The organism is Arthrobacter sp. yr096, from assembly GCF_900108925.1.
Taxonomy (GTDB): Bacteria; Actinomycetota; Actinomycetes; order Actinomycetales; family Micrococcaceae; genus Arthrobacter.
On sequence record NZ_FNYI01000004.1, the window covers coordinates 320819 to 333327 of the forward strand.

13 protein-coding genes are annotated in these 12509 nt (G+C 62.8%); 7 read left to right on the forward strand and 6 right to left on the reverse strand.

Annotated elements, in window-relative coordinates; genetic code table 11:
- The first annotated feature begins 54 nt into the window (after positions 1-54).
- Positions 55-1008, forward strand: coding sequence for an ArsR/SmtB family transcription factor (locus BMY91_RS12395; protein ID WP_090822286.1), 954 nt, complete (start codon positions 55-57; stop codon positions 1006-1008).
- Between the two features lie 49 nt (positions 1009-1057).
- Here the strand turns inward: BMY91_RS12395 and BMY91_RS12400 are convergent, their stop codons facing one another.
- The 3 genes from BMY91_RS12400 to BMY91_RS12410 all read right to left on the reverse strand — a co-directional run bounded on the left by BMY91_RS12400 (position 1058) and on the right by BMY91_RS12410 (position 2659).
- Positions 1058-1609, reverse strand: coding sequence for a dihydrofolate reductase family protein (locus BMY91_RS12400; RefSeq protein WP_090822288.1), 552 nt, complete (start codon positions 1607-1609; stop codon positions 1058-1060).
- Positions 1610-1620: 11 nt separating this feature from the next.
- Complete coding sequence (locus BMY91_RS12405; RefSeq protein ID WP_090822290.1) at positions 1621-1941, reverse strand: hypothetical protein; 321 nt, start codon at positions 1939-1941, stop codon at positions 1621-1623.
- A gap of 151 nt (positions 1942-2092) precedes the next feature.
- Positions 2093-2659, reverse strand: coding sequence for a type 1 glutamine amidotransferase domain-containing protein (locus BMY91_RS12410; protein ID WP_090822293.1), 567 nt, complete (start codon positions 2657-2659; stop codon positions 2093-2095).
- Positions 2660-2851: 192 nt separating this feature from the next.
- On the opposite strand from BMY91_RS12410, the gene BMY91_RS12415 reads away from it, so the two are divergent.
- The 3 genes from BMY91_RS12415 (at position 2852) to BMY91_RS23650 (ending at position 5133) form a co-directional block, all read left to right on the forward strand.
- Positions 2852-3343, forward strand: coding sequence for a DUF2975 domain-containing protein (locus BMY91_RS12415; RefSeq protein ID WP_090822295.1), 492 nt, complete (start codon positions 2852-2854; stop codon positions 3341-3343).
- Positions 3343-3609 (forward strand): helix-turn-helix domain-containing protein, encoded by a 267-nt coding sequence (locus BMY91_RS12420; RefSeq protein WP_090822297.1) that lies wholly within the window; start codon positions 3343-3345, stop codon positions 3607-3609. Before BMY91_RS12415 ends, BMY91_RS12420 begins: the two co-directional genes overlap by 1 nt.
- Positions 3610-3702: 93 nt before the next feature.
- Complete coding sequence (locus BMY91_RS23650; protein WP_090822299.1) at positions 3703-5133, forward strand: lysozyme; 1431 nt, start codon at positions 3703-3705, stop codon at positions 5131-5133.
- A gap of 177 nt (positions 5134-5310) precedes the next feature.
- Here the strand turns inward: BMY91_RS23650 and BMY91_RS12430 are convergent, their stop codons facing one another.
- The gene (locus BMY91_RS12430) at positions 5311-6666 is read right to left on the reverse strand and encodes a uracil-xanthine permease family protein (protein ID WP_090822301.1); all 1356 of its coding nucleotides are present in this window, start codon (positions 6664-6666) and stop codon (positions 5311-5313) included.
- Positions 6667-6920: 254 nt separating this feature from the next.
- Between BMY91_RS12430 and BMY91_RS12435 the strand changes: the two genes are divergently transcribed.
- Positions 6921-7526, forward strand: coding sequence for a malonic semialdehyde reductase (locus tag BMY91_RS12435; protein WP_090822303.1), 606 nt, complete (start codon positions 6921-6923; stop codon positions 7524-7526).
- An 82-nt stretch (positions 7527-7608) separates the two neighbouring features.
- Here the strand turns inward: BMY91_RS12435 and BMY91_RS12440 are convergent, their stop codons facing one another.
- Positions 7609-9081: an MFS transporter gene (locus tag BMY91_RS12440; protein ID WP_090822305.1), complete on the reverse strand. Its 1473-nt coding sequence runs from the start codon at positions 9079-9081 to the stop codon at positions 7609-7611.
- Positions 9082-9186: 105 nt separating this feature from the next.
- Between BMY91_RS12440 and BMY91_RS12445 the strand changes: the two genes are divergently transcribed.
- Positions 9187-9843: a TetR/AcrR family transcriptional regulator gene (locus tag BMY91_RS12445; protein WP_218143844.1), complete on the forward strand. Its 657-nt coding sequence runs from the start codon at positions 9187-9189 to the stop codon at positions 9841-9843.
- 499 nt (positions 9844-10342) lie between these two features.
- Positions 10343-10858, forward strand: a complete 516-nt coding sequence (locus BMY91_RS12450; protein ID WP_090822307.1) for a 2'-5' RNA ligase family protein — start codon at positions 10343-10345, stop codon at positions 10856-10858.
- Here the strand turns inward: BMY91_RS12450 and pgm are convergent.
- Positions 10848-12509, reverse strand: coding sequence for a phosphoglucomutase (alpha-D-glucose-1,6-bisphosphate-dependent) (gene pgm / locus BMY91_RS12455; RefSeq protein ID WP_256212718.1), 1662 nt, complete (start codon positions 12507-12509; stop codon positions 10848-10850). The genes BMY91_RS12450 and pgm overlap by 11 nt on opposite strands.

The following is a 12509-nucleotide window of genomic DNA, read 5'->3' on the forward strand; positions in this document are numbered from 1 at the left end:
ATACAGTTCTGTCACGGGGGTTCCGTGCGTGGTATTGATGTAGCGTTGTGCTTCATGCTGAGGTACGAGCTCTCCGATGCCGATCTGGGTGGCGTGCGCTTCGGCATCTCCCCGTTGTGCGAACTTGGCCTATCCCTGAGGGCTATTCGCGATCCAAGCCGATACCCGCTGCAAGTCCCTTGGTTGCGAAGAACCGAGGACGCCCGGTCCCGTCTCAACCTGGAGGGCTTGCTGGCGCTGGTGGATGAGCGACATTGGACGCCGGATTTCCTGAACCCCCGGCCGTCGTCCCCTTTGACCCGGATCGATGATGAGTTTGCAGCTCTGTCAGTGATCCCGGCGGAGCAGTTCCACTCGGATTTGATGAGTGTTCACGGCGTCATCCCTGCTTTCTATGCAGGTCCAGCCCGTCCGGCCATTCGGCGCATGGTGGGTGTCCTTGAAGACTTCTGGGACTCATGCTTCGCGCCGCATTGGCTGCGCATGAGGACCATCCTGGAAGCTGACATTGTGTATCGAGGCCGTCAGATTGCACAAAGTGGCCTGTTCACGATGCTCAACGACTTGTCAGCTACCGCAGATTTTGATGGACATGCGCTTTCCATCCGGCTCCAAACTCCTGTTTCCCGGACCGAGCAGACCGATGGCCTGGGTCTGACATTGGTCCCCACCATGTTCACCCGCCGGGCCTCGGCGCCCGTGAGCGCAGGGATGCCGCCCATGCTGATGTATCCCGCGCGTGGCCAGGGGGCCATGTGGGAAACGGAGCGGGTCGCCAACCCCGCTGCCATTGTTGCGGTACTGGGTGAAGTCAGGACCAGCCTGCTGACGGCGTTGGCCGCTCCCGCCTCGTCCACCGAGCTCGGAGTTCGCTTTGGTGTTACAACTTCCGCTGTGAACCAGCACCTCAGGGTGCTCCGGGACGCCGGGCTGGTCACATCAACGCGCTACGGCCGGAGTGTGCTCTATTTCAGGAGTGAATTGGGCTCGGCGCTGCTGCTGGGCTGACCGCACAGGCGAGGTTCCGGCGCAAGCCGGGTACCCGTCGTCGTACGTTTCAGTCTTTGCGCACGCTGTACGTGGTCACCACGTTGCCCTTGCTGGTGGCGTACTGGTCCTTCAGTACGAGCCGGTTCAGCGGGTCGCCGTCCTCAAAGAGCCGCCGTCCGCTGCCGGCCACCACCGGGTGGGTCATCAGAGTCAGCTCGTCGAGAACGCCCGCGAACAGTAACTGGCGGACCAAGGAGATGCTGCCGCAGACGGCGATCTCGCCATCTTCGCGGTTCTTCAGCCCGGCGACGAACTGCTCCACATCGCCCTCTATCAAGTGCGAGTTCTCCCATTCGAGAGGCCCGGTCAGGGTGCGGGAGGCGACGAACTTCTCCACCGGATTGATGAAGGCCGCAAAGTCCTCGTCGCGTGAAGCATTCGGCCAGTATCCGGCCCACTCCTGGTAGCTGACGCGCCCCAGCACCACGGTATCCACCGTGTTGATCATCTTCGTCAGGCCTTTGCCGAGTTCGTCGTCGAAGCTGTCGAACTGGAATTTGAAGGGGTCCTGCACCACCCCGTCAACGGAGTGGAACAGTCCGGCGGTGACTTTGCGCATGGGTTCTCCTGTTAGGCGGCGCGGCTGGTTGTTTGGAGTTCGCGGGACGGCAAGGCCGTCACATTGGTGTTCCGGAGGCGGACAGGGACCTCGTGAAGCTCGGCGAAAACCTGGAGCTGTTGCAGCGCGTCGGCATCAACGGTGGCTTCGGTCAGGTCCATTTCGACGCCGAGACCGCCGCCCAGGCTCCTGGTGCGTTGCACCACCGGGTAGAGGCCCTGGAGACTCAGTGTGGTGACGCGACCGGTCGCGGCGATCTGGATCTGTTCGCCGTCCACGTCGACGCGAACAACTACGGAGAGCTTGTCGCTGGACAATGTATTGCCTTTCATCAGGTTGCTGCCACGCTGCAGCGTCCCCCAGCGTACGTACCTGATGTGACCTACGCAACATTGCGACGTTGTGACTTAGGCGAGTGCCGCCGTCGTACTTCACAAGAAGTACGACGGCGGCACTCGGCTTTTGGTGCTGCGCTGCGGAGGGCTAGGCGGTCTGGCCGGCGTGCTGGCCCTCGGAGATTTCCTCCACGAGCTTGCTGTTGAAGGCCGGGAGATCGTCCGGGTTTCGGCTGGTGACCAAGCCCTGATCGCACACAACTTCCTCATCGGTCCAGTTGGCGCCTGCGTTCTTCAGGTCCGATTGGAGCGTGTGATACGAGGTGACGTTGCGTCCCTTGATCACGCCGGCGTCGATGAAGATCCACGGGCCATGGCAGATCGAGGCCACGGGTTTGTGCTGTTCGAAGAAAGCGCGCGTGAAGTTCTGGGCGTCCTTGTCCACGCGGAGGTTGTCCGCGTTCACCACGCCGCCCGGGAGAACCAGGGCGTCGAAGTCGGAGGCGTTGGCGTCTGCTGCTGCCAGGTCGACGTCGAAGGTGTCGCCCTTCTCAACGCCGTTGAAGCCTTGGAGTTTTCCCTTGGATAGAGCCACCAGGGCGGGCTCGCCGCCAGCGTCCTTGACGGCCTGCCACGGGCTGGTGAGTTCAACCTGCTCCACGCCGTCTGTCAGCAGAAATGCGACCTTCTTGCCTGCGATGTTGTGTTCTGACATTGTTCCTCCTCGTTGCGCAGCGGGTGCCTTGTGGGCGTGAGCCGCCGCTGTGAGAGTTGTTTGTCTGACCTGTTCCAGCCTAGGGAACGTCGCTTTAGTAAGCAAGCTGACTAATTCTGCCTGGGTGCTGCCTCGATTGAATAATGATCGAATATCGATAGAATCTCATTGTTGCTCGATAAAGGAGATCCCTTGGGAAAGTTGACGATCCTCGCGCTGCGAGCGGTGATTGCGATGGTGCTCGCCGGTTCGTTGTTTGTGCAGGTGTGGATGGTGCCGTTGTTCTCAGCTGATCTGGTGGAGGCCGGCGCCTCCGACGGCCCCCGGATTGCGCTGCTGGTGATCATCGTTCTGGGCATCCTGTGCGTGCAGGTGGTTGCGGTTTGCGTGTGGCGGCTGCTGACCATGGTGCGCCGCGGGACAGTGTTCTCGCACGGGGCTTTTCGGTTTGTGGACATCATTTTCGGGGCTGTTTCTGTTGCCGCGCTGCTCATGTTTGCGATCGCTGTCCTGCTGGCCCCGGGTGAGATTGCGCCAGGTATTGTGCTGCTCATTTGCGGTGCTGCGTTGGTGATCGGAGGCGTGGCGCTTCTTGTGCTGGTCATGCGGACGCTGCTTGCCCAGGCTGTGGCGCGCGATACCGAGGCCGCGGGTCTCCGCGCCGAACTCGATGAGGTGATCTGATGCCGATCATCGTGGACATCGATGTCATGCTGGCCAAGCGCAAGATGCCCGTGGGCGTGCTCGCGGAGCGGGTGGGTATTACGCCGGCCAACTTGGCTGTTTTGAAGAACGGGCGGGCGAAGGCGGTGCGGTTTACTACTTTGGAAGCACTGTGCGATGTGCTGGAGTGCCAGCCGGGGGATTTGCTGCGGTGGGAAGCCGGTTCGGCTTTGGAAACTGACGACGTCGGTGCACGGCCGGTGGTGCGGGAAGGCCGCGGATCGTAGTACCCGCGGCCTGCCTTATGCCTACCGGATAGTAGGCTTTGCTGAATGACGTGGGGGCGCCGGTTCCTCCCGCACTCCCGAAGGAATCGTCGAATGAACTTCTCCATGTCCCGCTGCTCAAGTGGCCTGAAAACCGCGGCTGTAGTGCTCGTCACCGTGATGCTCGCAGCGGCGGGGGCCGGGGCGGCCACCGCGTCCGAAGAATCGCCCGCAGCCCAGAACGACCACGCCATGGGATCGACCCTTCGTGGTCATGAAAGTGCAGACCAGAAGTTGTTCTCCATCCAAGGCACAGAATCGGCTTTAGCAGTGCCGTCCGGCGTGCGCGGAATGGACGTCAGCAGCCACCAAGGCGTGGTGGACTGGACCAAGGCCGCCGCCAATGGCGCCAAATTTGCGTACGTGAAGGCCAGCGAGGGGACTGGCTACCGCAATCCCTACTTCCAGGCCCAATACTCGGGGGCTGCTTCTGCCGGCATGCTGCACGGCGCCTACCATTTCGCCCTTCCCAATGCGTCGTCCGGTGCAGCGCAAGCCAACTACTTCCTCCAGAGCGGTGCAGCCTGGACGCCGGACGGGAAAACATTGCCTTCCCTGCTGGACCTGGAATACAGCCCCTATGGCGACGGCGCCTGCTATGGAATGACCCCGGGCCAGATGATTTCGTGGATCTCCGACTTTTCCACCACTATCCTGTCGCGAACCGGACGCCTTCCGGCCATCTACACGACCACCGACTGGTGGAATAGGTGCACCGGTAAGGCAGACGGCTTTGGGAATCACCCGCTGCATATCGCCAGGTGGGCGTCGACGCCCGGTGCCCTGCCAGCCGCTTGGAAAAACTACACCCTGTGGCAGCATGCCGAGTCCGGCGTGTTCCCGGGGGACCAGAACGTCTTCAGGGGCTCCCTCGCCGATCTGACCGCCTTTGCCAGGAACCCGGGACCCATCTTCTCTGATATTTCCGGCGGCCAATTCACTGCCGAAGTCAACTGGCTCGGGTCCCGCGGCATTTCAACAGGATGGACCGAGGCCAACGGTGCCAGGACCTACCGACCTCTTGCCCCTGTGGCACGTGATGCGATGGCCGCGTTCATGTACCGGCTGGCTGGCTCGCCCGCTTTCACCGCTCCCGCGAAGTCGCCGTTTGCCGATGTTGCCACGAATAACCCGTTCTATAAGCAGATCACGTGGCTTGCCAGCAAGGGCATCAGTACGGGGTGGGCCGAGGCTAACGGGACAAAGACCTACCGGCCGCTTGAACCCGTAGCCCGTGATGCGATGGCCGCGTTCATGTACCGTTTGGCCGGCTCTCCCGCTTTCACCGCTCCCGCGAAGTCGCCGTTTGCCGATGTTGCCACGAATAACCCGTTCTACAAACAGATCACCTGGCTCGCGAGCAGCGGCATCAGTACCGGGTGGGCCGAGGCTAACGGGACAAAGACCTACCGGTCCCTTGAGCCGGTTGCCCGTGACGCCATGGCCGCGTTTATGAGCCGGTTCGACACTAAGTTCGGGAGCTAGCGGGTCCTGTCATTCGTGACCTCAGCTCGTGAAGGATCCCGAAAGCCGTCAACCTTCCTGGCCACCCAAATGCGCGAATACCCGGCGTCAAGGTGGAGACGGAGCGCACGCTCCGTCTCCAGTAAGTCCATGGCTGGCTCCAGGAAATTCCACGTTCCGCCATGAGCTCCGCTGCCCCTACTTCCCCTTCTTCCCGCCCCTCTTCGCCGCAGCGTTCATCGCCGACTTCACCGCAGGCGGCAGCCCCGCCGTCTCGGTCTCCGGCTCGGCGACGGTCCCGCGCCAACGGGCCAGCCCCTTCATGCCGTGGTAGATCACCAGCGCAGCAGCGGAACCAAGGGCGATGCCTGTGAACTTCAGCTCGCCAATGGTCCAGGTGTAGTCCGCGATGCCGATGATCAAAGCTACAGCGGCCGTCGTCAGGTTGATCGGGTTGGAGAAGTTGACCTTGTTCTGCACCCAGATCTTCACGCCGAGGACGCCGATCATGCCGTAGAGCATCGTCGCTGCACCGCCCAAGACGCCCGGCGGGACGGTGGCGATCAATTCGCCGAATTTCGGGGAGAAGCTCAGCAGGATGGCGAAGATACCGGCCACCCAGTAGGCCGCCGTCGAGTAGACCTTGGTGGCGGCCATGACGCCGATGTTCTCTGCGTACGTCGTTGTACCTGAACCGCCGCCAAACCCGGCAAGTACCGTCGCGGCGCCGTCGGCCATCAGCGCCCGGCCGGAGACGCCGTCGAGGTTCTGGCCCGTCATTGCCGCTACCGACTTCACATGCCCAACGTTCTCAGCAACCAACACCAGCACCACGGGCACGAACAGGCCCACCACGCCGATGTGGAATTCGGGTGTCTGGAACAGCGGCAAGCCGACCCACGCGGCCGCGTCCATCTTTTCGTAGGAGACCTCGCCGCGCATCATCGCCACGAGGTACCCCACCACGACGCCCACCAGGATGCTCAGTCGGCCAAGGATCCCCCTGAACAGAACAGAAACCAGGATGATCGTGACCAGGGTGATGAGCGCGGTAACGGGCGCCAGGTCAAAGTTGTTCTTCGCGGCGGGTGCCAGGTTCAGGCCGATCAGTGCCACGATTGCGCCGGTGACGATCGGCGGCATGAGCCGGTTGATCCATTCGGCACCGAACTTCTGGACGATCGCACCAATAAGCGCCAGTACGACGCCGGCAAGCACCACGCCGCCCAAGGCGCCACTCACGCCGTACTGCTGCTGGGACGCCATGATCGGGGCGATGAACGCGAAGCTCGATCCAAGGTAGCTGGGTACGCGACCCTTGGTGATGACAAGGAACAGCAGTGTGCCGATGCCTGAGAAGAACAGGGTGGTGGCTGGCGGCATGCCCGTGATGATGGGGACCAGGAAGGTGGCGCCGAACATCGCAACCACGTGCTGCATGCCGATGCCGATGGTCAGGGGCCATGCCAGCCGCTCGTCGGGTGCCACCACGTGGCCGGGGCGAATGGACTTGCCGTTGCCGTGGAGCTTCCATTTCATGCCGAGCATGCTCATGGCGGGCCTTCCTCAGAAGAGTGTTGGGATTCGGTGCAACATTACCGCCATTGCGGGGCCCGCTCTACGCGCCTCGCGCGCTTGGAAGCGCGCAAAACGGGCCTCACAACGCAAGGAAACGACACGCGGAGTCACGCTGTGTGCTCAACGTCACGGGCCGTCACGGGAAGAGGACAACGGAAGTTGAAGTTGCAACCATGGAAAGCAGAAGTGCCCGGCCGACTCAGGGCCAGGGCCCAGCGAAAGGTTTACGAATGACGATCGTCCACGAAGAAGCAGTCATTGACGCCGCAGCAGTCGACGCCATTTTTGCCGAAGCCCGTACTGCCAACAGCTTCGCCGGTGAGGTCACCGACGAGCAAGCCCGTGCCATCTACGAGCTCACCAAGTTCGGTCCCACCGCCTTCAACTCCCAGCCGCTCCGCGTGACCTACGTCCGCTCGGACGAGGCCCGCGCCAAGCTGGTGGACACCCTCTCCAACGGCAACAAGGCCAAGACCGCCTCCGCTCCGCTGGTGGCCATCCTCTCGTACGACACCGACTGGCAGGGCCAGTGGGACAAGTTCCTGCCCGCCTACGGCGCGCCCAAGGCAATGTACGACGCCGATCCCGCTTTCGCCGCTGCTACGGGCAACAACAACGCTCATTTGCAGGCCGGCTACTTCATCCTGGCCGTGCGCTCCCTCGGATTCGCTGCTGGCCCGATGACCGGCGCCGACTTCTCCGCCATCGACGCAGAGTTCTTCCCGGCCGGCGACCAGAAGAGCTTCCTGGTGGTCAACATCGGCCAGCCCGGCCCGGACGCCTGGGGCGAAGCCAAGCCGAAGTTCGCTTACGACGACGTTGTTCGCACCGTCTAAGTTCTCACAGAAGAAACGCCCGCTCACACGAATGTGAGCGGGCGTTTCTGTGTTGTCGGTGCCTACACCGCGGCCAAGCGGTTTACGAGGCTTCGTCGAAGTCGTCGATTCCGGCAACTTCGGCATTCCGGCGCCGTTGCACCCGGGAGGGAACCACCAGTGCTGCCAGGAGCGCCAGCACGCCAACCCCTGCGGAGACCCAGAATCCAATGGTGAACGCATCATCGGAGGGGGCGCCTTGCGGTGTGACGTTGGAGGAGATCAGCGCGGCGATGACGGCCGTGCCGATGCTGCTGCCAATGGTGCGCAGCACGGTGTTGGCGCTGATGGCCTCGCCGGTCTGCGTTGCAGGCACACTCTCGACGATCGCGTTGGAGGTCGCGGCGAGGGCCATCCCGATGCCGATGCCGGTGAGAATGCCGGAGACCACGATCTGCCATTCTTCGCCGTGTCCCAGTGCGGGAATGACGAAGGCGATAGTGACGGCCACGGCGCCAAGGATCATGGGGATCTTGGGTCCCACCTTGCGGATCAGTGCGCCGGCGATGACGCCGGAGATCACCATGGCAACGACGGTCGGCAGCAGGTAGATGCCGGCTTCGCTCACGGTCTTGCCAAAGCCGTAGCCGAGGACTGTGGGCAGCTGAAGGATGGTGGGGACCAGTACAAACGTGCCGAACATTGCGAAACCGAACGCCAGTGCAACGATGTGCGCGGTCCATACGCCGCGGTTGCGGAACAACCGCACGTCGATCAGGGGTTCTGCCACTCGCAGTTCCACCAACACAAACGCGATCAAGGCGATGCCGCCACCGATGAGCAGGCTGACGGTCTTGCCGTCGCCCCACCCCCACGTCTGGCCTTCGCTGATCGCGAGAAGTACGGCAACCAGGCCCACCGAGAGGATCCCGGTGCCCAGGATGTCGAGCTTGCCGGGAGTTTTCACCGGGGACTCGGGCATTCCGAAGATGGCGCCGAGGAGGGCGATGAGCACGAGTCCGGCAGGCAGCCAGAACAGCCAGTGCCAGGACAGGGCCTCGACAATCGGTCCAGCTGCAACGATTCCAACACCGGCACCGATGCCGAAGATGGCGGACAGCAATCCGATGGTGACGCTGACCCGTTCCTTCGGGAGCTCATCGCGAACGATGCCGATGGACAGTGGCATCACCGCACCCGCCGCACCTTGGAGTACGCGGCCGATGATCAAGACAGTCAGGTTCGGCGCCAGGGCTGCGAGAACTGTGCCCACCAGGAGAAGTGACAGCACCACGATCAGGACTTTTCGCTTGCCCACCATGTCGCCCAGTCGTCCCAGGATCGGAGTCAGGACCGAAGCGGAGAGCAGGTAGGCCGTGAGCACCCAGCTGGCGTCGCTCGTTGCGACGCCGAGATCCTTGCCGATGGTGCCAAGGGCCGGCGCGACGAGCGACTGCAGGACGGCGAAGGACAGGCCGCCCAAGGAGAGATAGGCGATGATCGCGGTGCCCCGTTTGCGGTGAGCCTCCTGACCCGGTGCCGGCGCGCTTTGAGGGCGCTCGATGGTGCTGGACATGATTCTCCTCGGGATGTAAACGATTGATTACTTAGACAATAAATCAAAATAGTTACCTATGTCAACGATCGTTTACTTGTCTCCTAGGCGGGCTAGAGTGGGGGAGTGGGCAACCAAGTGCAGGAATCAAAGGCTCTCGACGGCGGGGCTACGTTTGCGGATGACGAATTGATTCGATCGGGTCGGGACGCGGACGTCACCAGGCGGGCGCTCGTCCGGGCTGCCCGACGGCGTTTCGCCACGGAAGGTTACAGGGCCACCACGGTCCGCCACATCGCCGCAGACGCGGGCGTCAACGTCGCTCTCATTAGCAGGTATTTTGGATCGAAAGAAGGTCTCTTCGAGGCCTGCATGAACCGCACTGTGGATGAGCTTGATCCTCAAACCCGGGCTCGCGCATCCAGCGTTGATGAGGTGATAGCCCGGCTTCTCACACACGTCGTCGAAGCCCCCAACGCCGACGACCCCCTGCAACTCCTGCTCCTGCTGCGCTCATCCGGCGATGAGAACGCCGACGCGATCCGCCGCAGGACCTTGGAACGCTTCACCGAACAACTCGCTGCAGCAGCAGGGTGGAATGCGGATGTTCCCGCCTCGCAGCCGCTGCTTCTTCGCGCCCAGATGGCTATCGCACTCATGCTGGGGCTGGTGATGCTGCGGACCGCCACCGAGGTGCAACCCCTGGCTTCAGCTTCCGCTGATCAACTCACCGAGCCCCTCGAGCGTGTCCTCCGAGTCCTTCTGGACACCAGGGAGAAGTAAGCACACCACGGAGAAGTAAGCGAGCGTCCGTACCGTACCGACGCTCTCTCACCTTTCGTCGTGTTTTCCGGAACGCTCTCTCACTGCTGACCTGGGATGGGCGCGGAAAGCATCAGCGCAACCGCTATTGGCGGAATGCGCCCGGATCTTGGTCGTCATTTCGTCTGGCAGCGGCTCGTATGACCAGGCGAACTATCAGGATCACTGCTATCGCGACCGCCACCGTTACAAGCAGGCCCAGAATTACCAGGATGTGCCAACCTTCAAGCCTCATCATTTCCCCCCCAAATAAGATCTCCGCTTGCCCCGACCCTATAGGAAGGTGAGAGAGCTTGCCCCGACCCTATAGGAAGGTGAGAGAGGGTGTGGGGTTTCCGGCCGTTTGGTGAGAGAGGGTCCGCGTCTCCAGCGACGCTCTCTCACCTTTCGTCGTGTTTTCCGGAACGCTCTCTCACTCCGGCGCGCTTTCGTCCGCCGTGCCGGGTGGCAAACTATGCCTATGCGGAACCTCATTTGGGTGGCGTTCACCGAGCCCGTGCAGCAGGGGCTGGTTTTTCCGCGCAGCGACTGGCCGCTGCACATCACGCTGTTAAGGTTCGACGTCGGCGCGAACGTGGGTGCCGACGTCGCCGATGTCCTTGCGGACCTGGCCGAAGCGCCAGTCAAGGGTGCGCTGGGAACCCGGCTGCGAGTGGGCGAAGAGGCGGGCTTCGGACATCTGGGATCGATCCCGGTGAGCCTCATCGAGCACAACCCGCTGCTGCAGGGATTGCATGAAGAACTCGTTGAGGCGGCAAACGGAGTCGGCGGCAGAATCGCTACACCGAACTACGTGATGGAACGCTACCGGCCGCACATCTCGCATCACGACGGCAAGAGACCAAAGTCCGGAGACGCCGTCGTGCTTGATCAAGTAGCCCTGGTGGACATGGCTCCGGAAGGCGACCACACCATTCGGCGCATCCTCAGGCTCTGGACGCAGGACGCCCAGAGCCTGGAGGAAACTACGCGATAACTCCGTCCACCAGCGCCTTTGCCTCTTCCTGGACCAGGGCCAGGTGGTCGGCACCCTTGAAGGACTCGGCGTAGATCTTGTACACGTCCTCGGTGCCGGAGGGGCGGGCCGCAAACCAGGCGTTCTCCGTGACAACCTTCAGGCCACCGATCGAGGCGCCGTTGCCGGGAGCCTCGGTGAGCTTCGCGGTAATCTCTTCGCCAGCCAAGGAGGTAGCAGTGACGTCTGCAGCAGAGAGCTTGCCCAGCTTGGACTTCTGCTCGCGGCTGGCTGCCGCATCGATGCGGGCGTAGACGGGTGAGCCGAACTGGTCGGTGAGGCCCTTGTAGAGCTGCGACGGAGACTTGCCCGTAACGGCCGTGATCTCTGAAGCCAGCAGGGCCAGCAGGATCCCGTCCTTGTCCGTGGTCCACACGCTGCCATCGAGCTTGTTGAAGGATGCGCCGGCCGATTCCTCGCCACCGAAGGCGCCCTCGCCGGACAGCAGCCCGGGCACGAACCACTTGAAGCCAACCGGAACCTCAACCAGCTTGCGGCCCAGTCCCGCAGCGACGCGGTCGATGATCGAGGAGGAAACCAGCGTCTTGCCCACCACGGACTCCGGGTTCCAGCCGCTGCGGTTCCGGTACAGGTAGTCGATGGCGACTGCGAGGTAGTGGTTCGGGTTCATGAGCCCGCCGTCGGGAGTAACGATGCCGTGGCGGTCGGCGTCGGCATCGTTGCCCGTGGCGACATCGTAGGCGGCCGTGCCGTCGGCACCCACGGACATCCGCTTGATCAGTGACGCCATGGCCGACGGTGATGAGCAATCCATGCGGATCTTCTCATCCCAGTCGAGCGTCATGAAGGCCCACTGCGGATCAACGGTGGGGTTCACCACGGTGAGGTTGAGCTGGTGGCGCTCGCCGATTTCGCCCCAGTAATCCACGGAGGCGCCACCCATGGGGTCGGCACCGATCCGGACGCCGGCCTCGCGGATGGCATCAAGGTTAAGGACAGAGGGGAGATCGTCCACATAGCTGCTGAGGAAGTCGAACTTGCCGGTGGTGTCGGCGGCCAGGGCATCGTTCAGGGGCATGCGCTTAACGCCGCGAAGCCCGTTCTCGAGCAGTTGGTTGGCGCGGTCGGCGATCCAGCCGGTGGCGTCAGTGTCGGCCGGGCCGCCGTGTGGTGGGTTGTACTTGAAGCCACCGTCGCCGGGCGGGTTGTGGCTGGGGGTGACCACAATGCCATCGGCCTGTGGAGTGCCGGCGCCGGCCTCGCTGTTGTACTTGAGAATCGCGTGGCTCAGGGCCGGAGTGGGGGTGTAGCCGTGGCGGGCGTCCACCAGCACGGTCACGCCGTTGGCGGCCAGTACCTCCAGTGCGGAGTTTTGCGCGGGCTCGCTGAGCGCGTGGGTGTCGCGTCCTATGAACAGCGGTCCGGTGATGCCCTGGCGGCCGCGATACTCAACGATTGCCTGCGTGATCGCAAGGATGTGCGGCTCGTTGAATGACGCCTTCAAGCTGGATCCGCGGTGTCCCGACGTTCCAAACGCCACGCGCTGCGCGGGATCGCCCAAGTCCGGAGCTACGTCGAAATACGCGTCCAGCAGGGCTGTGATGTCAACAAGGTCCTGGGGAAGGGCAACTGTGCCCGCTCGGCTAGCCAT

Coding starts and splice junctions, on each gene's coding strand:
- BMY91_RS12435 (WP_090822303.1), top strand. CDS start 6,921: ATGACGATCGTCCACGAAGAAGCAGTCATTGACGCCGCAGCAGTCGAC.
- BMY91_RS12395 (WP_090822286.1), top strand. CDS start 55: ATGCTGAGGTACGAGCTCTCCGATGCCGATCTGGGTGGCGTGCGCTTC.
- BMY91_RS12440 (WP_090822305.1), bottom strand. CDS start 9,081: ATGTCCAGCACCATCGAGCGCCCTCAAAGCGCGCCGGCACCGGGTCAG.
- BMY91_RS23650 (WP_090822299.1), top strand. CDS start 3,703: ATGAACTTCTCCATGTCCCGCTGCTCAAGTGGCCTGAAAACCGCGGCT.
- pgm (WP_256212718.1), bottom strand. CDS start 12,509: ATGGCTAGCCGAGCGGGCACAGTTGCCCTTCCCCAGGACCTTGTTGAC.
- BMY91_RS12430 (WP_090822301.1), bottom strand. CDS start 6,666: ATGAGCATGCTCGGCATGAAATGGAAGCTCCACGGCAACGGCAAGTCC.
- BMY91_RS12410 (WP_090822293.1), bottom strand. CDS start 2,659: ATGTCAGAACACAACATCGCAGGCAAGAAGGTCGCATTTCTGCTGACA.
- BMY91_RS12450 (WP_090822307.1), top strand. CDS start 10,343: ATGCGGAACCTCATTTGGGTGGCGTTCACCGAGCCCGTGCAGCAGGGG.
- BMY91_RS12420 (WP_090822297.1), top strand. CDS start 3,343: ATGCCGATCATCGTGGACATCGATGTCATGCTGGCCAAGCGCAAGATG.
- BMY91_RS12400 (WP_090822288.1), bottom strand. CDS start 1,609: ATGCGCAAAGTCACCGCCGGACTGTTCCACTCCGTTGACGGGGTGGTG.
- BMY91_RS12405 (WP_090822290.1), bottom strand. CDS start 1,941: ATGAAAGGCAATACATTGTCCAGCGACAAGCTCTCCGTAGTTGTTCGC.